Annotated in this window: 20 protein-coding genes and 1 tRNA gene; 7 read left to right on the forward strand and 14 right to left on the reverse strand. The window is 59.8% G+C overall.

Going from position 1 to position 20,941, the window contains the following annotated elements; genetic code table 11:
- Positions 1-563 precede the first annotated feature (563 nt).
- From FHX09_RS28465 to FHX09_RS28475, 3 genes are read left to right on the forward strand one after another with little or no spacing between them, the layout of a single operon-like run.
- Positions 564-878 (forward strand): MocE family 2Fe-2S type ferredoxin, encoded by a 315-nt coding sequence (locus FHX09_RS28465; protein ID WP_007802086.1) that lies wholly within the window; start codon positions 564-566, stop codon positions 876-878.
- A gap of 6 nt (positions 879-884) precedes the next feature.
- Entirely contained in the window at positions 885-2,108 is a 1,224-nt protein-coding gene (locus FHX09_RS28470) for an FAD-dependent oxidoreductase (protein WP_184451011.1), read from the forward strand.
- A gap of 43 nt (positions 2,109-2,151) precedes the next feature.
- Positions 2,152-3,072: a Gfo/Idh/MocA family oxidoreductase gene (locus tag FHX09_RS28475; RefSeq protein WP_183720385.1), complete on the forward strand. Its 921-nt coding sequence runs from the start codon at positions 2,152-2,154 to the stop codon at positions 3,070-3,072.
- A 176-nt stretch (positions 3,073-3,248) separates the two neighbouring features.
- On the opposite strand, the gene FHX09_RS28480 is transcribed toward FHX09_RS28475, so the two are convergent.
- The 9 genes from FHX09_RS28480 to FHX09_RS28520 form a co-directional block, all read right to left on the reverse strand.
- A complete protein-coding gene (locus tag FHX09_RS28480; protein ID WP_007802092.1) occupies positions 3,249-3,515 on the reverse strand; it encodes a hypothetical protein in 267 nt (88 codons plus the stop codon).
- A gap of 976 nt (positions 3,516-4,491) precedes the next feature.
- Positions 4,492-5,316 carry a glycosyltransferase family A protein gene (locus tag FHX09_RS28485; protein WP_132595106.1) on the reverse strand — a complete coding sequence of 275 codons (825 nt, stop codon included), beginning with the start codon at positions 5,314-5,316 and terminating at the stop codon, positions 4,492-4,494.
- Between the two features lie 415 nt (positions 5,317-5,731).
- Positions 5,732-5,807 (reverse strand) — tRNA-Lys (locus tag FHX09_RS28490).
- A 124-nt stretch (positions 5,808-5,931) separates the two neighbouring features.
- Positions 5,932-6,843 carry a PhzF family phenazine biosynthesis protein gene (locus FHX09_RS28495; protein WP_132595104.1) on the reverse strand — a complete coding sequence of 304 codons (912 nt, stop codon included), beginning with the start codon at positions 6,841-6,843 and terminating at the stop codon, positions 5,932-5,934.
- A gap of 65 nt (positions 6,844-6,908) precedes the next feature.
- A complete protein-coding gene (locus FHX09_RS28500; protein ID WP_132595102.1) occupies positions 6,909-7,658 on the reverse strand; it encodes an NUDIX hydrolase in 750 nt (249 codons plus the stop codon).
- The gene (locus FHX09_RS28505) at positions 7,655-8,764 is read right to left on the reverse strand and encodes an endonuclease/exonuclease/phosphatase family protein (protein WP_132595100.1); all 1,110 of its coding nucleotides are present in this window, start codon (positions 8,762-8,764) and stop codon (positions 7,655-7,657) included. Before FHX09_RS28505 ends, FHX09_RS28500 begins: the two co-directional genes overlap by 4 nt.
- 68 nt (positions 8,765-8,832) lie before the next feature.
- The gene (locus FHX09_RS28510) at positions 8,833-9,861 is read right to left on the reverse strand and encodes an ABC transporter ATP-binding protein (RefSeq protein WP_132595098.1); all 1,029 of its coding nucleotides are present in this window, start codon (positions 9,859-9,861) and stop codon (positions 8,833-8,835) included.
- Positions 9,849-11,543, reverse strand: a complete 1,695-nt coding sequence (locus tag FHX09_RS28515; RefSeq protein WP_183720391.1) for an iron ABC transporter permease — start codon at positions 11,541-11,543, stop codon at positions 9,849-9,851. Before FHX09_RS28515 ends, FHX09_RS28510 begins: the two co-directional genes overlap by 13 nt.
- Positions 11,544-11,560: 17 nt before the next feature.
- Positions 11,561-12,538, reverse strand: a complete 978-nt coding sequence (locus FHX09_RS28520) for an ABC transporter substrate-binding protein (RefSeq protein ID WP_183720395.1) — start codon at positions 12,536-12,538, stop codon at positions 11,561-11,563.
- A gap of 161 nt (positions 12,539-12,699) precedes the next feature.
- On the opposite strand from FHX09_RS28520, the gene FHX09_RS28525 reads away from it, so the two are divergent.
- The gene (locus FHX09_RS28525; RefSeq protein WP_007802112.1) at positions 12,700-13,758 is read left to right on the forward strand and encodes an aldo/keto reductase; all 1,059 of its coding nucleotides are present in this window, start codon (positions 12,700-12,702) and stop codon (positions 13,756-13,758) included.
- Between the two features lie 27 nt (positions 13,759-13,785).
- Here the strand turns inward: FHX09_RS28525 and FHX09_RS28530 are convergent, their stop codons facing one another.
- Positions 13,786-15,006, reverse strand: a complete 1,221-nt coding sequence (locus FHX09_RS28530) for a PLP-dependent aminotransferase family protein (RefSeq protein ID WP_007802114.1) — start codon at positions 15,004-15,006, stop codon at positions 13,786-13,788.
- 197 nt (positions 15,007-15,203) lie between these two features.
- Positions 15,204-15,665, reverse strand: coding sequence for a YidB family protein (locus FHX09_RS28535; RefSeq protein WP_007802116.1), 462 nt, complete (start codon positions 15,663-15,665; stop codon positions 15,204-15,206).
- A gap of 152 nt (positions 15,666-15,817) precedes the next feature.
- Between FHX09_RS28535 and FHX09_RS28540 the strand changes: the two genes are divergently transcribed.
- A complete protein-coding gene (locus FHX09_RS28540) occupies positions 15,818-16,075 on the forward strand; it encodes a GlsB/YeaQ/YmgE family stress response membrane protein (protein ID WP_007802119.1) in 258 nt (85 codons plus the stop codon).
- A 92-nt stretch (positions 16,076-16,167) separates the two neighbouring features.
- Positions 16,168-16,755, forward strand: coding sequence for a class I SAM-dependent methyltransferase (locus tag FHX09_RS28545; protein WP_132595094.1), 588 nt, complete (start codon positions 16,168-16,170; stop codon positions 16,753-16,755).
- A 49-nt stretch (positions 16,756-16,804) separates the two neighbouring features.
- Here the strand turns inward: FHX09_RS28545 and ilvC are convergent, their stop codons facing one another.
- The 3 genes from ilvC to FHX09_RS28560 form a co-directional block, all read right to left on the reverse strand.
- Positions 16,805-17,824, reverse strand: a complete 1,020-nt coding sequence (gene ilvC / locus FHX09_RS28550; RefSeq protein WP_037128972.1) for a ketol-acid reductoisomerase — start codon at positions 17,822-17,824, stop codon at positions 16,805-16,807.
- Between the two features lie 48 nt (positions 17,825-17,872).
- Positions 17,873-18,523: a TetR/AcrR family transcriptional regulator gene (locus FHX09_RS28555; RefSeq protein WP_007802125.1), complete on the reverse strand. Its 651-nt coding sequence runs from the start codon at positions 18,521-18,523 to the stop codon at positions 17,873-17,875.
- Positions 18,524-18,677: 154 nt separating this feature from the next.
- Complete coding sequence (locus FHX09_RS28560) at positions 18,678-19,583, reverse strand: AraC family transcriptional regulator (protein ID WP_132595092.1); 906 nt, start codon at positions 19,581-19,583, stop codon at positions 18,678-18,680.
- Positions 19,584-19,770: 187 nt separating this feature from the next.
- On the opposite strand from FHX09_RS28560, the gene FHX09_RS28565 reads away from it, so the two are divergent.
- Complete coding sequence (locus tag FHX09_RS28565; RefSeq protein WP_007802131.1) at positions 19,771-20,817, forward strand: NAD(P)-dependent alcohol dehydrogenase; 1,047 nt, start codon at positions 19,771-19,773, stop codon at positions 20,815-20,817.
- Positions 20,818-20,941 lie beyond the last annotated feature (124 nt).

Consider the following 20,941-nt stretch of genomic DNA (forward strand, 5'->3'; position numbering starts at 1 on the left):
CGATGATCACCCACACCTTGGCCCTCGAAGACATCAACAAGGGCTTCGAGCTCATGCATTCGGGGACAAGCATCCGAAGCGTGGTACTGTATTGATGGGCGGTGTGGGTTCGGCATCGTTCGTGCAAGACTGAGCCTCACCCAAGAAGACCTGTGCTTGCGCCAGGAGCGCGCCTGCCGCAAGGGCGCGGTCGGCGATAACAGGTACGGTCCACATTCGTGGGACGTACCGTTTGCCCAGAGACAGGATCCGCCCGCTATCGCCCCTGCAACGGCCGCGCGCTGCCTAGGATTGCCGGACCTGCAGGCTACGCCATGACGGATGAAGCGTTCTCATCAAGAGCAGCTCTCTTTCTGCGCTCGTCCTGAAGCTGACCAGCGGCCGACCGATCTCTCGGATCTTTCTGTCAAACTCGTTTTGATGCTCGCCACCGATAGTAGATTGTCGTCAAGACATGACTGAGGTGCGCGCCTACACCTGAGGTTTTTTGATCATTTTTTCTGCCGCACAAAGCCGCGTTTTGGCCTAGCCTCAATCAAGCAATACAAGCTTGGGAGGATTGGATGAGCGCGTGGATTAAAGCCTGTGGGATCGATGACATCGACAATGAGGACGTGATCCGTTTTGATCACGAAGGCAAGACCTTCGCCATATACCGCAGCCCTGATGACAACTTCTACGCAACCGATGGAATGTGCTCCCACGAAAAGGTGCACCTCGCCGACGGATTGGTGATGGACCACATCATCGAGTGTCCAAAACACAATGGCAGGTTTGACTACCGTTCCGGCGAGGCACGTGGGGCCCCTGTCTGCGTCAATCTCAGGACATACCGGACAAAGGTGGAAGGCGGCAGCGTCTACCTCGGTCTGGAGTGACGCGCTATGGCAGAGTTTGTCATCGTCGGAGGCGGCCAGTGCGGCGCCAGAGCAGCGCTCGCACTGCGTGATCAGGGATTTGATGGTCGCATCACGTTGATCGGAGAGGAACGGCACCTTCCCTACGAACGTCCGCCCTTGTCGAAAGAGCACCTGATGTCTGCGGAGGGCATCGAGCCGCCTTTTATCGTCAGCAGTGCCGTGCTCGCAGAGCAGTCGATAGAGATGATGACGGGCGATGCGGCTGTCGGATTGGACCGAGAAAACCGGTCCATTCGACTGGCGAGCGGACGCCGCATTTCCTATGACAAGCTGTTACTCGCGACGGGTTCATCACCACGACGGCTCCCATCCGTGGAAGGCATGGATCATGTTTTCTATTTGCGCACGCACGACGATGCACAGCGGCTGTCGCAGCGTCTTGTCCCCGGCGGGCATCTGGCGATCATCGGCGCAGGCTTCATTGGTTTGGAGCTCGCTGCGGCGGCAAGGCAAAGAGGCCTCGAGGTCACGGTCATCGAAGCTCTGCCGCGTATCCTGATGCGAGCGGTACCGGAAGCAATCGCAGCGCGCGTTCACGCGCTCCACGAGGCCCATGGCGTCCGCGTCCTTTGCGGTACAAGCACCGGGCAAATCGCGGCGCGTGCTGCTGGCATCACCCTCTTCCTGAACAACGGCGAAATCCTCGAGACGACGACCCTCGTCGTCGGCATCGGCGCCGAACCCCGCTGCGAACTCGCGCAGCAGGCGGGTCTCTCGTTCGAGAATGGTATTGCCGTCAACGCAGCGCTACAGACGAGCGATCCCGCAATCTATGCCGCCGGGGACTGCTGCTCCTTCCCCTATGGAGGCAAGAGGATCCGTCTGGAAGCATGGCGCAACGCACAGGATCAGGGGGCGCATGCATCCGCTAACATGCTCGGCGCGGAAAAGCCTTACGAGATCGTTCCTTGGTTCTGGTCGGACCAATACGATTTCTCGCTGCAGATCGCCGGCCTGGCCAATGAAACGACGAGCACGATCACTCGGCAGATCGACGAGGAGACGGTGGTGCTATTTCATCTCGCCGACGATCATCGGATTCTAGCCGCAAGCGGCTGGGGACGCGGCAATCGGATTGCGCGGGACATCAAAGTGGCCGAGATGTTGATCGCACAGGGTGCCAAACCTGCGCCAGACGCGCTATCGACGCCCGCAGTGAGCTTGAAATCTCTCCTGTCGCGGTCATAGACTTGCCAGTTGACAGGGCGGCGATTTTCGAATGGGAGGGTCAATGAAAGAGATCAGGATCGGTATCATCGGAACCGGCGTCATGGGTGCCGATCACGCGGCCATTCTGGCCGAGGGCGTCGCGAATGCCAGGCTGGTCGCCGTGCAGGATTTCGATCGCGGTCGCGCCAAAACGATAGCAGCGTCCCTTGGCGTGCGCGTCATCGCAGATGCGGATACTTTGATCAGCGATCCTGACATCGATGCCGTGATGGTCTGCTCTCCGGACGGGACACATGCGGCGCTGGCGCTAAAGGCGATTGCCGCAGGAAAGCCTGTCCTCGTCGAAAAACCGCTCGCAGCAAGCCTGGAAGCTGCGGAGGCAATCATTCGAGCGGAAGTCGCGGCCGCCAAGCGTCTCGTGCAGGTCGGCTTCATGCGACGCTTCGATGCCGGTTACATCGAGATGAAACAGGCGCTCGCCTCCGGTGAACTTGGGCGACCGCTTTTCCTGCATTGCGTTCACCGAAACGCCGTCGGCCCCGACTATCTTACATCCGAACTGGTGATCGCCAATTCCGCCGGCCACGAGTTCGACATCGTGCGGTATCTTCTCGGCGAAGACATCACCTCGGCGATTGTCGCAAGCCCTCCGGCCACCCGCAACGCCCCGAACAGGCAGCCGCAGTTCATTTTGCTACAGACCGAATCCGGCGTCGTGATCGACATCGAAGTCTTCACGGACGCGCAGTATGGCTACGACGTGCGAGCTGAACTTGTCTGCGAGGATGGAACGGTCGCTCTCGACCCGAGCCCGGCAACCACGCTCCGCTCCAAGGCCACGACGGATTTCGAACGCCTGCCGATTGGCGGCCACGATTCCGGCAGGCCTATCGTGCGCAGTTGGAGGCCTGGACGGCGGGCATCCTCACGCAGACGCCCTTGGGCTCACGTGCATGGGACGGCTACATGGCGATGCTGGTGACAAAGGCCTGCCTGCAGGCCTGGAAAACGGGAACCCGCGCGGCAGTCGAGATTCCCGAAAGGCCGTCTCTTTATCGGTAACGGAAAAACCTGACGAAAATCGGCTCGCAGGCGACGCTCCGGACGGGGAAGTCATTTAGGAACGAGAAACGCCCCGCTTAACGCGAGGCTGCTTCTCTATCGGCAAACCGTTCTGTACCTGGTGATGTAGTGGTTGTGGCTTCGGTGCTGGTAAGGCACCCTCCAGCATACGTCGCGGTAAGCGTAGCGCGGCCGGTCATAGTCACGGTACCTTGGGCCGTATCGGTAGTAACGAGGCGGTGGCGGATCGTCATAATACCTCGAGTCGCCGGAACCGAACTCGAAATAGATACCTTGCGCTTCGGCAGGAGCGCTCGCCAGTAGTGCTGCGAGGCCGGCCACTGCGATAATCAACCGTTTCATGGTCAGTCTCCTTTCTCTGGAGATTTAACGCACCAGACCCGTGCATGGTTCACGCGTTTGAGGTCTGATAGGACCTAAGTCCTACGAGGGACCTGCCTCTTGATGGAAAAACAGCAGAAGAAAAGCCCCGCGGTGTTGGCGGGGCTCTTTAGTATCGGGACATCTCAAAACAACGTGCCTAAGGCGACACGACCTGAAAAAAACGCCGCTGGTTCGTTTCTGTTCCCGACCGTTGTTCGTATTGTCTAGAGATCGATCTGTGAACCCGCGCGCCACGTCGATGAAGGCGCGCAACTGCTTCTCGTCTCGGACTCCTTGGCGATAAAACTCGATGATTATTGAGGCGATCCGTTCGGACTCAACCGGGACACGGTGGTGCCTCCCTCCTCCAGAGGCAGAAAGGAGCCCCGCAGGAAGCGGGGCAAACGACAGGGACATTTGGAAAGGCCAAGGCGCAGTGTGCGAATCGCCTTGGAACTCTACGTAGAACGCGACGCTAGACTGTTGGTTCCCATTGCCTTGCATGGTCTTCACGCAATGTGGCTTAGTTCCGGGAAAGGGCCTCACCGGCTGGCAGTCTCGGCGCTCGACCTCCCGGTGAATGGCGAGACAGATTCGCGCCTCGGGCCGCCATACGGCTGGTAGGTATCGGCTTCTCTACCCATAGGATGCATAGCGCGCCGTGGACCGCGCGACGTGGCTAGAACTCACGCTCACTGAGCCCGTAAGCACCATGGACAGGCCTGCAAATGGAGACAGACAGGTCCGGATTGGCCGCTGTAGGAGCGGTAGGTATCACGGGCAGGATCGCAGGACCGGTACGGTGACGCGCATCATTGCTGGTGCTCATTGTGGGACGATGCTTCGGCGGCATCCGACGGCACGTTCTCGGAAACCGGGCTTGCCGCAAGGTCCGCCACCGTGTGGCGGCCAGGTTGAAATGTCCGCCATCGTGCATCCAGGCACGATACTCCAGTCAACGCCAGATATTGAAGTGGGTCTGCATATACTCGATGCACCGCCGATTAGCCTCGTTTCGGTCAACACCTTCAATGGTGGCGAGGAATAGGGAATCGACATCGTGTGCTTCGGTGGGGTTCGGCTCTTCAAGCCCTGAGGGTAGCCAAATCGGAACGCCCTTGAGGGCAAGCATGCCGGACAACCAATAATCATCAACGGCCCAAAGGACATGAGGAATTTCATAGGCGATGTCATCGAAAAACTCAGGTCGCACCACGACGCCGCCGAGCCCTTGAAGCACGTCAACGTAGCCGCCTCGCTCAACCAAGCTCGGCATTGGTCTCGGCAGCTCCATGCGAAGGAACTTGGTCGCTAATTTGTAGCGAAGTCGGCGGGCGCGGAGTGCCATATTCGTTTTGCGCCTGCGCACCGCTCTCGGAAAAAACGCCGAAGACTTCGCAAAATCCGTTGGCACATCCTTGCCTATCAGGGCGATACACTCTTTTGGCCGCTCTTCCTGCGCCGCAAACAACTGAGACGCCCAATTGGGCGGAAATACCTTGTCGTCGTCACAGAACAGAATTTGCACGCTTTTACCTCGGAGGTCGCGCGCCGCAAAAAGCACCTTGGAGGCTGGCCCCATATCCTCGTCGGGCCGCACTATTGTAATGCCCTCCGGCACCAGCGGGAGCGAACCGTCATACTCCGGGAACCGGCGATACCGTTTCGGAATGTAAAGTCGGATTTCGTCTATCGGGCCGTTCTGCTTTACTAGGCTGTTGAGGGTCGGAGCGAGTTTATCGAAACGTGATGGAATGCTAGAAAGTGATATAATACGCAACGTGGATGCTCGTAGGAAAGATGATGCATTTGATGACGGTTCTGCTGGTCGTCTCTGTCATTTCCAGTTGCGCTAAGTCAATGAGAGGGAGCCTAAGCCCTCGTGAAGCTGTCGTGATCATGCATAAATAGCACCGAGACTGTTTACACCCTCTACACCCGCTTCAGAAACACGACGGCCACCTGGCCTTCCATCGCGCTGCCAGAACCATTGGAGCGGGAGTTTCAGAGCAAAGCGCGCGCTGCGCAGCTTGACGTGCGAAGCGATGAAGCCCTGGAGAGCCGCTGGAACGAGATTGAGCCCGCCGCATTCCGGAACAGGAACGTAACGCGAATTTGGCAACCGATTTACTGAAAAACTGGGCAGCCGAAAACTTCCGCCGCATTCCCAATTAAGTAATGATTCCAAGATGTTTTGGTGGGTGATGTAGGGCTCGAACCTACGACCCGCTGATTAAGAGTCAGCTGCTCTACCAACTGAGCTAATCACCCGTAACCGCCGTGTTGCGCGGTGTGAGGGGGCGTATAAACAGGATCGTTCGGCTTGTCTAGCGCCTGCTCGAAAATTCTTTGGTTAAACGCGAAGATTTTTGCGCATGGCTGAAATGCAATGAAATCAAAGGTCCAGCGTTCCGCTTGCGATACGCACCGCCTGCCCGCCAATCCGGGCATTCGAGATCGCTCCGCCTTCGATATCCACATGCAGATGGATCAACGATGGTCGGCCCATTTCCACACCTTGCTCGACCATCACCCCATGGTGTCCGTCCGTCAGGCGATCGAAATGGTGAATGGTGCCGGATAGCGCGGCCACTGCCGCCCCCGTGGCCGGGTCCTCCACGATCCCCATGCCGCTCGCAAACATCCGCGCATGGAACTTCGCGGCATGGTTTACACCGCCCCGACAGTAGATATAGGCAGAGGCAAGCGCGCCATCGACAAAGGGAACGGTCGCTTCCCAAAGTTGCGGGTCGAAATCCATTCGCTGCGCCGCGCCGACGTCGTGGATGGGAACCATGAGGAATGGCACTCCCGCACTCCAGAGCGATGGCACGTGGTTCTCAAAGCCGATTTCCGTCGTCCTCAGCGACAGCGCATTGGCAATTCCAAGCTTGTCGAGCGGCATGGTGATTTGCTGCGACTTCCGCGGTAGGTCGAACTCGGCAAAGCTCGCCTCGCCCTCTCGCAGCCGAACCGCACAACGCACCGGCCCGACATTCTCCTCCAGTACCGAAACGAGATCGATGGTCGACTTACCGTGTGCATGCTCGGCAAGAGCGATCGCTGTGCCGACCGTCGGGTGTCCCGCAAAGGGCAATTCGCGACCGGGCGTGAAGATACGAATCCGCGCCGTATAGGCTGGATTGTCTGCGGGCTGAACGAAGACCGTTTCCGAAAGATTCGTTTCCTTGGCGATCGCCTGCATGGCGTCATCGCTGAGCTCGTCACCATCGAAGATGACGGCGAGCGGGTTACCGGCGAGTCTGCGGTCGGTGAACACGTCGTAGACGCTGTAGCTGCGCGCCACATCGGCCTCCTTGTCTCGGTCCTCGTTTCGCCAACCTGCCCGACCAGAAGACCGAGCGCAAGGCGTTAAGCGCCTCGCCTTTCTCCAAAGTACCAGTCGATGACCGGGAGCATCGCAATGTTGTAGGGGTGCGCCTTGGGATCGGCCGAACGTATCGCAACCGCGCCGGCAATCTCCTTGTCATCGGCTACCAGCATGTGTGCGTGGATCTTCTCAATCACCTCATTCGCGGTCAGATCGAAGCGAAAGAGACGCAGCACCGTTACGGTGCGCCTGACATGGCTTGCATAGTACCGATCGCCCGCCTGGGCATCATTGAGGTCAAGCCCCGTCTCCTCGAGCACCTCGCGGCGCATGTTGCCCTCGACGTCGCAGCGGTCTCCGGAAATGTCCTCGGGCTCCAGAGAGCCGGCGGCGAAATACACCTGGCCGGGATTGGCTGTGTGGCAACCCATGCGGATCGCTACCAGCGCGCCATCGGATGTCTCCAAAACAGGATAGGCAAACAGGTGGATGCCACCCTGCCGGCTCGCCTGACGGCGCCACCACATAAATGTCGAAAACGGTATGACGTGGCCTTCGGCCGCTATACTACCGCTATCGGTCAGCGCCAGCCGCGTCTGAAAGACCATTCGGCCATCAAACAGCGCCGGGTTCGCAGCAGTTTCCTTTTCCCAGTTTTCCCGAATCGCCTCACGTTGCGCGAGAGAGAAGGGATGGTCTCCCGACAGCACGCGGAGATCCAGACCGGCAATCGGAAATACGGTCTGCTCCGGCGGCCAGCCGGCGAAATCCTCTGAAAAATGAATGCTCATATCAAATCCAAGGTCATGACAACGGGGCAATGGTCGGAGGCTTTCGGTCGATCCCAGCCCGTGCGGGGATAACGCTCGACCTCCTGGCCGGGCGGAAAGACGGTGCGATAAGGCTGACCATATCGGATAATCTCCGGCAGGCGGCCAGAATTGGATCTGGCGAGTGCATCCGACAACCAGATGTAGTCGAGCTGACACAGCCATTGCTCCTCGGGCCCGCGAGCATGGTAGAGCGTCCAGCGATCGAGCGGATCACGGCGGCGGACGACGTTCTCGGCAAATCCGTCATGACTGAAGACATCGAGTGCGCTGACGCTCTCGTCTCGATGCTCGAAACGGTACCCTGTGCGGCGCCGTCCTATGACGTCGACGCGCTCCTGATAGTCGTTCATGTCGCCGCAGATGACGAACCGCTTGTCATCGATGTGACCGCCGAAGCGGTCCTCGATAATACGGCGCACCGCCAGCGCCTCGGCCCGCCGCACGGGCATCGTGCCGAGCCTGCTGTCGACGCCTTCCGTGCGCGGTCCGTCCATCGATTTGAAGTGGACCACATAGAGCGACAATGGCACGCCACCAATCTCGAGGTCCAGTTCCAGGCAGTCGCGCTTGAAGATCTTGTCGTCGATGCGGTTGGTCAGCGCCAGCTGGTCGTTGAAAAGCCCGAGATCGCGATAGGTGAGCATCGCATGGCTCTTGATCTGCCTGAGCTCGATCTTCTGCCCGTCGCGCGTCTCTTCCCGCATCAGGACCGCAACGTCGATCCCGCGGCTGTCATTGCCCTCGACCAGATATTTTTGCCGATAGCCGTTGCCGACCATCCGGAACAGATAGCCGTATTCGAAGGCCTGCAGCGCCTCCATATTGTCGACCTCCTGCAGGCACAGAATGTCGGCGTCGGCATCCGCGATCGCCAGCGCCGTCATCTGCCGGGTATCATCGGTCGAGGAAATCACCCGTGCCTGCTCGAGCTGCTGGTACACGCCTTCACTACGCACATCGAAAAGCTTGATCACTCGATCCTGGCGCAGCTGGTTGCGGAAGCCGGTGAAGTCGAAACGCGTCATGAGATTTTCGACGTTGAAAGTGGCGAGGCGAAGCGACATCGAGTATTTCCAGTTGACGTTGCACCATTAGTAGTGGCTAGCGCCTGCTTCGGAAAGACGTTTTGAAATCAGAGGCGCCAGGCGGCCCGCGCCACCGCCCGCACGCTTTCGCCAACCTGCAGCCGCTCCCGGCTGAAGGCCCGAAGCACCTGCCCGTCCCCAAGCCGCAGCTTCACGGCATAGCGCTCGCCTTCGTAGAGAATGGATTCGACGCGTGCCGGGATTCCCTCACCCGCGATAAAGACATCCTCCTGCCGTACCAACACATCCGCCTTTGGCCGATCATCGGCCTTGTCGGAGAACAGCGGTTCGAGGGCGCACCAGTCGAGCCGTCTGATGTCGCCAGCTGGAGACGGAAGCGAAAGAATTGCGCCGCGACCGATCAACCCTCCAACCAGCCGGCCCTCCGGCCGGGCATAAATCTCCGCCGGCGGTGCAGCCTGCAGGAGGCGTCCTTCGGACATAACGGCCACGTCTGTTGCGAGTGCCATCGCCTCGCTCTGATCGTGCGTGATATAGATCATCGTCGCGCCCGAGCGCTGGTGGAACTCGCGAAATGTTTCCTCCATCTCCTGTTTCAAGTGCCGGTCGAGATTGGCAAGCGGCTCGTCGAGCAGCACGACGTCAGGTGACGACACGAGGCAGCGCGCCAGTGCCACCCGCTGTCGCTGGCCACCGGACAGATCGGCGGGACGGCGCTCAGCGTGATCGGCGAGCCTGACCGTCGCCAGCGCCTCGCGGACATTGTGCTTGTAAGCCTCGCCGGAAATACCGCGCACCTTCAAGGGATAGCCGACATTGTCCGCGACACTCATATGCGGCCAAAGTGCATAGGATTGAAACACCATCGCCATATTGCGCCGTTCCGGCGGCAGCGACCGGGAGGCGTCTGCAAGCAGCCGCTCGCCAAGATGGATAGAGCCATCCGTCGGGGTCTCGAAACCCGCGATCATCCGCAGCACCGTCGTCTTGCCGCAACCCGACGGTCCAAGCAGCGCCAGAAAGCCGCCGTGCCGCACCTTCAGGGAAAAATCTGTAACGGCAGCGCGCCCGGTGCCGAAATCCTTGGCCAGACGATTGAGGATCAGTTCCGCCACGGCACGACTCCTCGTGGCAAACGTTTTGCCATCAGTTCCAGAAGCAGCATCATGACAACGACCATGAGGACGACGAGCACCGAGAGCGCCGATGCCAGATCGGAGCTGCCGCTATCGTCGAGATTGTAGATTGCCACGCCAAGCGTCTGCGTCCCGGCAGACCACAGGAGTGCGGAGATGGTGAGCTCATTGCACGCGATCAGGAAGACCAGAATGACCGATGCTCCCGCGGCAGGGGCGATCAATGGCACGATGATATCGACAAGCCGCCGGAAGAAGCCCGCTTCCGCGAGCCGTGCCGCCTCCTCTAGCGCCGGATCGAGTTGATGAAACGCACTGACGACGGGCTTTAGGCCGACAGCAAAGAAGCTCGAGAGATAGGCGATCAAGATAATCCAGATCGTGCCGTAAAGTGTCACGTGCAGGATGGGAATCGGTGCGGCAAATACGAGAATGAAGGACACGGCGATGACGATACCGGGCAGCGAATAGGGAATCTCGATCAGGCTGGAAACAATCCGGCTCAAAAGGTCTTTGCGTCGCGTCAAGGCGTAAGCTGCAAGCACGGTCACCACCAGGAGACACAATGCCGTCCCCGCAGCGAGAGACAGCGAGTTGACGAACGCTGTCCGCGTGACCGCTTGCCGGAAGAGGATTTCGTAGAACGCGCTTGCCGACATCGTCTTGATGGTGAGCGGCACGCCATAGGCCGGCACGAGCGCACCGGCCAAGAGAGCGAAGAATGGTGCTGCCAGAATGAAGAAAAGGCAGAGCCAGAGCAGAGGCTGCACGAGAAACTTCCAGCCTCCCAATTCGAAGGCCGCGCTTGCACCCGAGAGCCCAAGCACGCGGTAATCGCGTCCACGCAAGGCGCGGTCCTGAATGGCAAGTCCGGCAACGGAAATGATCGCGATGATCGCCGAAAGCAACACCACGTCACCGAAAGTCCGGCTGGTGAAGGCCGAGAATTTGGTAAAGATCAGCGTCGGGAGCGTGTAGATTAAGGCGGGTATGCCGAGGATTACCGGAATGCCGAAATTGCCGGTGCAGGAGACGAAAGAAATTGCAGCTCCGGCAATGATGCCGGGCAGCGAAAGCGGCAGGATGATGTCGCGGAAAACCCGAAGACTACCGGCTCCGGCGAGACGCGCAGCCTCGACGCCATCGCGGGGCAGTGCCATCAGGCCGGCCCGGAGAGCAAGATAAACGAGCGGCGCATGCTGCACGCCGTAGAGCAGCGATATGCCGCCAACCGAATAAAGCGGCTGCGACGATCCGAGCGGAGGTGCAATGTGCAGCGCCTTCAGCAGCGGGCTTGACGGCCCGGACATCTGCACCCAGGCAAGCGCCGTCACCTGCGGCGGGATCATCATCGGCAGGACGAACAGAAAGCTCAGCAGGCCTTTACCGCGAATATCCGTCAGGGTCAGCAGGAATGCGAAAGTGCAGCCGATGGCGAGCGAGATCAGCGTCCCAAGAATGGCTGTGACGAGCGTGTAGTAGGTCGCCGACCAGAGCGCGGGATCGCGAAGTACCGCGCCAAGGCCGCCATTTGAGAGCGCGGCAATGCCTGCAATCGCGAGCCGCGCCAACGGCAGCACGCTCAGGATCAGGACGATGATAACGACAAAAGGAAACAGCCAGGCAGGCTGGCTGTTTCCGGGACGGACATATCCGTACATCGGCTTTCCAGCGACGATCAGTTCGAGCCGTAGATGCCGGAGAAGGTCTTGAGGTCCTGATCGGTGTTCTTCAGCGCCTCGGGGGCATTGATCGGCAGCACCTTGATGCTGTCGCGAGCAGGAAAACCTTCCGGCAGCTTCATGCCGTTGCGAGCTGGGATGTAGCCGAGCTTGAGGAAGCCTTCCTGCCCCTTTTCAGAGAGTACGTAGTCGACGAATTTCTTCGCGGCATCGGCGTTCTTCGAGCTGGCGAGAATACCGACTGGCTCCGTTACCGCGGAAACGCCTTCGGTCGGGAAGACAAACTCGACCGGCGCACCCTTGGCCTTCTCGCGGATCGGCATGTAGTCGACGACCATGCCGAAAGCCTTTTCGCCAGAGGCGACCGACTTGAGGACCGCACCGTTGCCGCCGGCAGCCGTCGCGCCATTGGCGGCGAGATCCTTGTAGAAGTCCCAACCAAGACCATCGACTGCGGCCAGCGTCTGCGCGTGAATGAGGGCTGCGCCAGATGTCAGCGGGCTCGGCATGGTCACGAGACCCTTCGCTTCAGCCTTGGTCAAATCCTTCCAGCTCGTCGGTTTGAACGCCGCGGAGGTATTGCAGACGATACCGGTGGTGATCAGCTTCGTCGAATAATAGTAGCCGTCGGCGTCGTAGAGCGCGGCGTCATAGCTTGCGGCTTCCGGCGACTTGTAGGCGAGCAGCTTACCGGCTTCCTTCAGGCGCTCGAGCGTCACCGTGTCGGCAATCAGCAGAAGGTCGGCAACGGGATTGCCCGCCTCGATTTCCGCCTGCAACCTGGCCATGATCTTCGGCGTGCCATCGCGCACCCAATCCACCTTGACGTCAGGATTGGCAGCCATGAAGCCATCCACGGTCGCCTGTGCATCTTCGTTCGGCTGGCTCGTGTAGAGAACGAGATTGGCGGCGGATGCCGGGATTGCAAGCAAGCTCGCAGCGAGCAGCGCGGCGGCGGAAACGATCGTCTTCATGATGCATCCTCGGTGATGGGAGAGTTGTTCCTTAGCCACCGCGGATAACATGATTGTGACAGTCGTCTTCGTGGCGCTGACACGCATCGCGCCCTTGACCCGCTTACCCCGCCCCTATCTTCTACCGCACGTTTTGACTCAAGCATTTTGGGAGGACGCATATGGAATACCGCCTTCTCGGCCGCTCCGGCCTCAAGATTTCGACTGTAACGATGGGCACGATGACGTTCGGCGGCCAAGGCTGGGCGAAGATGGTCGGCGATCTCGGCGTTGCCGAAGCGCGCAGGCTCGTCGACATGTGCCTCGACGCCGGCGTCAACCTGATCGATACGGCTGACGTCTACTCGCAGGGCGTCTGCGAGGAAATTCTCGGCGAGATCATCGGCGGGCCACGCAAGAACGGCGTACTGATCGCGACCAAGGCGCGCTTTCGCATGGGAGACGGCGCAAACGACACCGGCTCCTCGCGCTATCATCTCATCAGCGCCTGCGAAGCGAGCCTCCGACGTCTGAAGACTGACGTCATCGATCTCTACCAGCTTCACGAATGGGACGGACAGACGCCTCTCGAGGAAACCATGGAGGCGCTCGACACGCTCGTGCGCCAGGGCAAGGTCCGCTATGTCGGTTGCTCGAATTTCTCAGGCTGGCACATCATGAAGGCGCTCGGCGTCAGCGAGAGGGAAAGGCGGGAACGGTTCGTCAGCCAGCAGATCCACTACACGCTCGAAGCGCGTGATGCGGAATACGAACTGCTGCCGATCAGCATAGACCAGGGACTCGGCGTGCTTGTCTGGAGCCCGCTCGCTGCCGGCCTGCTTTCCGGCAAACATCGTCGCAACCAGGCCGCACCGGAAGGTTCGCGTCAATTTGCCGGGTGGACAGAGCCGCCGATCCGCGACGAAGACCGCCTGTGGAATATCGTGGAAACATTGGTGGCGATCGCCGACGAGCGTGGCGTCTCGGCAGCACAGGTGGCGCTTGCCTGGCTGATCGGCCGCAAGGCCGTCACCTCAGTGATCATTGGCGGTCGCACCGAAGCTCAATTCAAGGATAACTTGGCCGCCGCCCACCTGACGCTGACCGAGGACGAGCGCAAGCGCCTCGACGCGGTCAGCCTGCCGCCGGTGCTTTATCCGTATTGGCACCAGCTCAACACGGCAAGCGACCGGCTGAGTGAGGCCGATCTGGAATTGTTCGGCCCACACCTTGATCGATAACGCCGTCCGACAATGTCGGCCGCTTTTTCAGCCGTCGATTTCGCCAGCGATCAGCGCGCCGAGGCGGCCAATCCCCTCTTCGATCATCTGATCGTTGGCGCAGGAGAAGCTGACGCGGAAGGTATTCTCACCCGAACCGTCGGCGAAGAATGCCTTGCCCGGGACGAAAGCGACCTTGGCCGTTTCCAGCGACTTGGCGAGCAGCTTCGCGCCGTCCATGCCCTTCGGCAGCGTCACCCAGATGAACATGCCGCCTTCCGGCTTGGTCCAGCTCGTTCCGGCCGGCATGTACTTCTCAAGTGCCGCCAGCATCACATTCCGGCGATGACTGTAGACCGACTTGATCTTGGCGACCTGAGCATCGAAACCGCGCTCGGCGACGTGCGCGATCGCCATCTGATTGATCGTCGAGGAATGCAGGTCAGCCGCCTGCTTCATCAGCACCAGTTTGCGGATGACAGGAGCATTGGCAACGATGAAGCCGACACGAAGGCCCGGCGCCAGCGTCTTCGAGAAGCTGCCGCAATAAATGGTGCGCGTGTCGTTGATGTGTCCCTTCTTCGCGATTTCCGTCGCCAGGATCGGTGCGATCGGCGTCCCATCGTAACGCAGCGACTGGTACGCTGCGTCTTCGATGACCGCGATATCGAGCTCCTCTGCCAACGCGAGAACCTTTTCTCGTCCGGGCTGATCGACAGTTTCGCCCGTTGGGTTGGCAAAGTCGGCCGAGAGATAGGCGAACTTCACCTTGCCGCCGGCAGCAGCCGCCTGCGCCTTGTACGATGCGGGCGTCCGGTTGCCGTTCGGCGTCAGCTGGTCATAGGTCGGCTCGTAGGCGTTGAAGGCCTGCAGCGCACCGAGATAGGTAGGCCAGGTGACGAGCGCCGTGTCATCAGGCGAGAGGAAAAGCTTGCCGAGATAATCCAGACCCTGCTGTGAACCAGAAACGATGAAGACGTTATCGAGGTCGCAAGGGATGCCGATGGCGGCCATCTGCTTGATCAGCCATTCGCGAAGCGGCTTGTAGCCTTCGCTGACGGAATACTGCAGCGCCGAGTTTACGGCGGAGCTGTTGAAGATATCGGCGTAAGCGGCCTTGAATTCCTGATCGGGGAAAAGTGCCGGATCCGGGATGCCGCCAGCAAAGGAAATGATATCAGGGCGGTCAAGAAGCTTAAGAAGCTCGCGAATCTCCGATGCGCGCATACGTGAAGAGCGCGTCGCGAATATGCTTTCCCAATTCAACATGGGCATTTCCTCGTAATTTTTTGTCTTTAGGCGACAGAACCACGCAACAAATGATAAGTCAACATTACTGACCTATTTGTTTGTCACGGTGACAAGTCTGGGCGCCTTTTAGTCCAAAAAATCAGAGACAGCGACCGGAAAAAACGCCGGGGAAGCCCCGCTCCCGAGGGGAGCGGGGCTTCCCCGTAAGCATCGGGTCACTGGCGGAAAAGCGATGCGATCTGCTCTTGTGTCGGCAGCTGGCCTCGCGGCGTGAGCTTGTCGACCACCCCAGGTAGGACGCTCGACAATTGGTTCAGCAACTCCTGCTCGCTGATTCCCGCCTGACGTGCGAGATCGCTAATCGTCTTGGAGCCCAGCGCTTCATTGAGGCTGCCCGGCGCGATCGGCTTGTTCTGCCCGGGCTGGACCCAGGAATCCACCGTATCGCCCTGCCCGGCTTCGGTCAGCTTGCCGAGAAGGCCACCCAGACCGCCGAGCCCACCCAAAAGCCCGCCGTTACCGGTCTGTGGACCAGCCTGCGGATTGGCCTGCTGGGCGGCTGGATCGGTCTGGCTGCCCGCACCACCGAGAAGCTTTCCCACTAACAACGCGCCAAGAGCAATCATGATCGGCTTTGATATATTTCCACCTGGAACGGCGTCGTCAAAGATACCCATGCCATCCTCCTTTTTGGTTTCTTCATTCCACGGAACAACAACTGTAGAATGAAAGCATAAGGCTCTCGCGAACCTTGAATTCCCCGACGAGCTATTTAGCTTAAACGGGAAGATGGTCTGAATATTCAACCAATCAAGGAGGGGAATGGCAGATGTCAGTAATCGGTTGGATTATCCTTGGACTGATCGCAGGATTCATCGGCAGTAAGATCGTTAACAAGTCAGGCGCGGGCATGCTGATGGACATCGTCCTTGGCGTCGTCGGTGCAATCGTCGGCGGCGTCATCTTCAGTTTCTTCGGTGCGTCGGGCGTGACGGGCTTCAATATCTACAGCCTTGTCGTCGCCGTCATCGGTGCCGTTGTGGTTCTCTGGCTCTACCACGCCGTCAGCGGGCGCCGCTCCATCTAGTTCGCTATTTCTTCATCGAGAAAATATCCGCCGCCTCAAAGGCGGCGGCATTGTGCGTGTAACTCCGGCCTTGACTCATCGGGCGAACGATCATGGCAGACAAGAGTACATCTTCATTCTACGACGACAACGCGGCCAGCTACGCCTCGCGCGAGCGCATTTTGCCGATTCGACGGCTGGATGCCTTTCTCTCGCTGTTGCCTCCGGGCGCAGCCGTCCTGGATTTGGGGTGCGGTGGCGGTCAGGACAGTGCCTACATGCTGTCGAAGGGCTTCGACGTGACGCCGACAGACGGATCGGCGGCAGTCGCAAAGCAGGCAGAGACGCTTCTCGGACATCCTGTTGCGGTCCTGCGCTTCGAGGATTTGGACGAGGAGGAAGCCTTCGACGGCGTCTGGGCCGAGGCCAGCCTGTTGCATGTCCCGCGAGCCGCCCTTCCCGAGGTGCTGGAACGGATCCGCACCGCGCTGCGGCCCGGCGGCACCTTTCATGCCACCTTCAAGGCAGGCGCGGCTGAGGGGCACGACGGCTTCGGTCGATACTATAATTACCCATCGGCGGAGCTTCTGTCGGAAATGCTGAGCAATGGCGGCTGGCACAACATTGTCATCAGCGAAGGCGACGGCACCGGCTACGACGGAAAGCCGACCCGCTGGCTTGCGGTGCGGGCGCAAAAATAAAGGCCGGAGCTTTCGCCCCGGCCCTGTTAAGACAGCAGTCTGAAGCCGCCTAGTTGACGGACTTGTCGACCAGCTTGTTCTTGCCGATCCACGGCATCATGCCGCGAAGCTTGGCGCCGACTTCTTCGATCTGGTGGCTGTCGTTCATGCGGCGGATGCCCTTGAAGCGCGAACCGCCTGCCTTGTACTCCTGCATCCAGTCGGACGTGAATTTGCCCGTCTGGATGTCGTGCAGGACGCGCTTCATTTCAGCCTTGGTTTCAGCCGTGATGATGCGCGGGCCAGTGACGTATTCGCCCCACTCGGCCGTGTTGGAGATCGAGTAGTTCATGTTGGCGATGCCGCCTTCATAGATCAGGTCGACGATCAGCTTCACTTCGTGCAGGCACTCGAAGTAGGCCATTTCCGGCGCATAACCGGCTTCGACCAGGGTTTCGAAACCAGCGCGGATGAGCTCGACGAGACCGCCGCAGAGAACGACCTGTTCGCCGAAGAGGTCGGTTTCGCACTCTTCGCGGAAGTTGGTTTCGATGATGCCCGAACGACCACCGCCGACGCCGCAGGCGTAGGAGAGAGCCAGTTCAAGCGCATTGCCGGAAGCGTTCTGGTGAACGGCAACGAGGCAGGGAACACCGCCGCCCTTCTGATATTCGCCGCGAACCGTGTGGCCGGGGCCCTTCGGCGCGATCATGACGACGTCGAGCGAAGCCTTCGGCTCGATCAGGCCGAAGTGAACGTTGAGGCCGTGCGCAAAAGCGATCGCAACGCCATCACGGATGTTGCCTGCAATTTCGCTCTTGTAGATATCGGCCTGCAGCTCGTCCGGGGTCGCCATCATGATCAGGTCGCCCCACTTGGCAGCGTCGGCAACGGTCATAACCTTGAAGCCGTCAGCCTCTGCCTTCTTGATGGTTGCCGAACCGGCCTTGAGAGCGATCGCAACGTTGGCATGGCCGCTGTCCTTGAGGTTCAGGGCGTGTGCGCGACCCTGGGAACCGTAGCCGACGATGACGACGTTCTTCGACTTGATGAGGTTGAGATCTGCATCACGATCGTAATAGACGCGCATTGTTCTTTCCTTCCCTTTGCTTGTCCTGTGACTGTTGTAAGAGTGGTGTCAGCCGACGAGCGGCATCTCCGCCAAAACCTTTTCCGTGCCGTAGAGGCGCAGGAAGGCGGAAACCGCCCTCTCCGCCTGACGCGCAGTATCCTTGAGACCCGGCTCGCCGAGCAGCATGCGAACATGCAGGTCGGAAACAATCAGGCCATAAAGCGTGTGATATGCCTCGTCGGCATCATGGAAGCGCAGCAGACCGGCGCGCTTGCCGGAATCGATCAGCCCCATCGCGCGGCGATCGATCTGGCGGCGACCACGCTCCAGAAGCAGCTTGCCGAGCTTGGAGCCGTCGCGATGCGACTGGCCGATCGCAAGACGGTTGAGCGCCAGAGAGACGTCGCCGGCGAGAACCTCAAGCAGATCCTTCGAGAAGATGACAAGGTGGTCGTGCAGGCTGGCCGACGTCAGTCGCTCGCCGTTACGCTCGAACGTGCGCACCTTGCTGGCCTGGTAGGCGATCATGGCAGACAGCAGTCCGTCGCGGTCGCCGAACCACTTGTAGAGGCTTTCCTTGGAGCAATTCGCGGCGCGGGCAACGCCCGATGTCGTCAGCGCCTTCTCGCCGCCATCGACGAGCAGCCGCAACGCCTGCTCTAGAACGGCGTTTTGGCGTGGCGAAAACTCGCTGGGCTCCAAATTATCGACGGACACGGCCTCACTCCCGACAAGTACCGTACGGTACGGTTCGCAGGCTTTATGCTGCAAAGCTCGATGCGCGTCAAGCGGCATCAAGGGAAAAATTCATGCTGCAGCGCACTGCCGAATCTATGCCTGCGCCAAGCTCAGGCAACTCGCTCACACAAACTCAAGCACCATCAACCGGTTCACGCGCTGCCTCGACGTCTCGTACGGGAGACAGACCGTAAACTCGGCTGTATTCGCGGCTGAACTGCGACGGACTTTGATAGCCGACCCGATGCCCGGCGGTGCCGGCATCAAGACGCTCGACCAGCATCAGACGGCGTGCCTCGTGTAGCCGCAGCTGCTTCTGGTACTGCACCGGCGTCATTGCCGTGATCGACTTGAAATGATGATGGAAGGACGACACGCTCATATTGACCTGCTCGGCGAGATCCTCGATGCGCAGTGGGCGCGCGAAGTTCTGGCGGAGCCAGGCAATGGCTCGTGCGATACGATTGCCGTGACTATCCGCGACTGCGATGCTGATCAGCCGGCTGCCATCTGGGCCCGTGAGCACGCGATAGAGGATTTCCTGTTCGATCAGCGGCGCCATCGCTGCGATATCCTTCGGACTATCGAGCAAGCGCAGCAGCCGCACCGTTGCATCCAGAAGCTCCGGCGTCGCGACATTGACTGCGATCCCGCGGCCCCGTCCCGGCATGGTCGGCCGTGGCATATCGGCACGACTCAGCAACTCAAGAACCTTTTCGCTGTTGATGGCGAGCGTCAGACAGAAGTGCGGAACCTCCACGCTGGCCTCGACCACGCGCCAGATGACAGGCAGATCGAGCGAGGTCAGAAGGTAATCGCCGGCGCCATAATTGATGACGTCGGTTCCGAGACGAAGGCTCTTGGAGCCCTGGATAACCAAGGCAATACAAGGCCGGTAGCTGCCGTGGCACGGCGCGCTCGGCGAATGCCGGCGGCTGATCCCCAGGCTCTCGATGGCGGTGCGGACTTCGCCCTCGTCGCCGGCATATCGAGCGGCAATCGAAGCGATCTCCTGATAGGGATTGAACGGCAAGGTCATGCGAAAGAAACCCTTATCTGCAGCGCCGGCGGGATGTGCACTATCTAGGATAGGTTCGAGCCCCCGAGAATAGCCCATCCCCTCAATTTTGCAGGATCGTGCAAAAAGCTCGGAGGATCGCTCTACCGCACCTGAGACGTTCCGATGCATTTTCGGCCATCCGCCCAGCAACCAAAGGAAGTCCCGGATGCCTATTGCAAAAGGCTATGCTGCCACCGACGCGTCGAAGCCGCTAACACCCTTCACCTTCGAGCGTCGCGACCCCAATCCTGACGATGTCGTGATCGACATCAAGTTCGCCGGCATCTGCCATTCGGACATCCACACCGTTCGCAACGAGTGGAAGAATGCGGTCTACCCGATCGTCCCGGGTCACGAAATCGCTGGTATCGTCTCGGCTGTCGGCTCTGCCGTGACCAAGTTCAAGGTCGGCGACCGCGTCGGTGTCGGCTGCTTCGTCGACAGCTGCGTTGGCTGCGCAACCCGCGACGTCGACCGCGAGCAGTATATGCCGGGCCTGGTCGGCACCTATAACAGCGTCGAGGCCGACGGCAAGACGCCTACCCAGGGCGGCTATTCAGACTCGATCGTCGTCAAGGAAGGCTACGTGATGTCCATTCCGGACAACCTTCCGCTTGACGCTTCCGCCCCGCTGCTTTGCGCCGGCATCACGCTCTATTCGCCACTTCGCCACTGGAATGCTGGCCCCGGCAAGAAGGTCGCGATCGTCGGCATGGGCGGCCTTGGCCACATGGGCGTCAAGCTCGGCGCCGCCATGGGCGCGGATATCACCGTCCTCTCCCAGAGCCTTTCCAAGAAGGAAGACGGCCTGAAGCTCGGCGCCAAGGAATATTACGCCACCAACGACCCGGCGACCTTCGAAAAACTTGCCGGCGCCTTCGATCTTGTGATCTGCACTGTTAGCGCCGAAATCGACTGGAATGCCTATCTCGGCCTGATCAAGGTCGATGGCGCCTTCGTCGTGGTCGGCGCGCCGGAAAACCCGATCCCGGTCGCTGCCTTCTCGCTGATCCCCGGTCGCAAGAGCATTTCCGGCTCGATGATCGGCTCGATCAAGGAAACCCAGGAAATGCTGGACTTCTGCGGCGAGCACAACATCGTCTCCGAGATCGAGAAGATCAACATCCAGCAGGTCAACGAAGCCTACGAACGCGTTCTGAAGAGCGATGTTCGCTATCGCTTCGTCATCGACATCGCCTCGCTCGCTGCCTGACAAACGCAAAGGGCGGCCTTGAGCCGCCCTCAGACTGCTGACAAACCCCTGGCGTAGCTGGGGGTTTTATGATTCTGTGGGACATGTTGAAGAAACCTGCCCCCACCCAGACGGCTCTTGAGAT

The organism is Rhizobium sp. BK538, from assembly GCF_014197575.1.
In the GTDB taxonomy this organism is placed as follows: Bacteria; Pseudomonadota; Alphaproteobacteria; order Rhizobiales; family Rhizobiaceae; genus Rhizobium.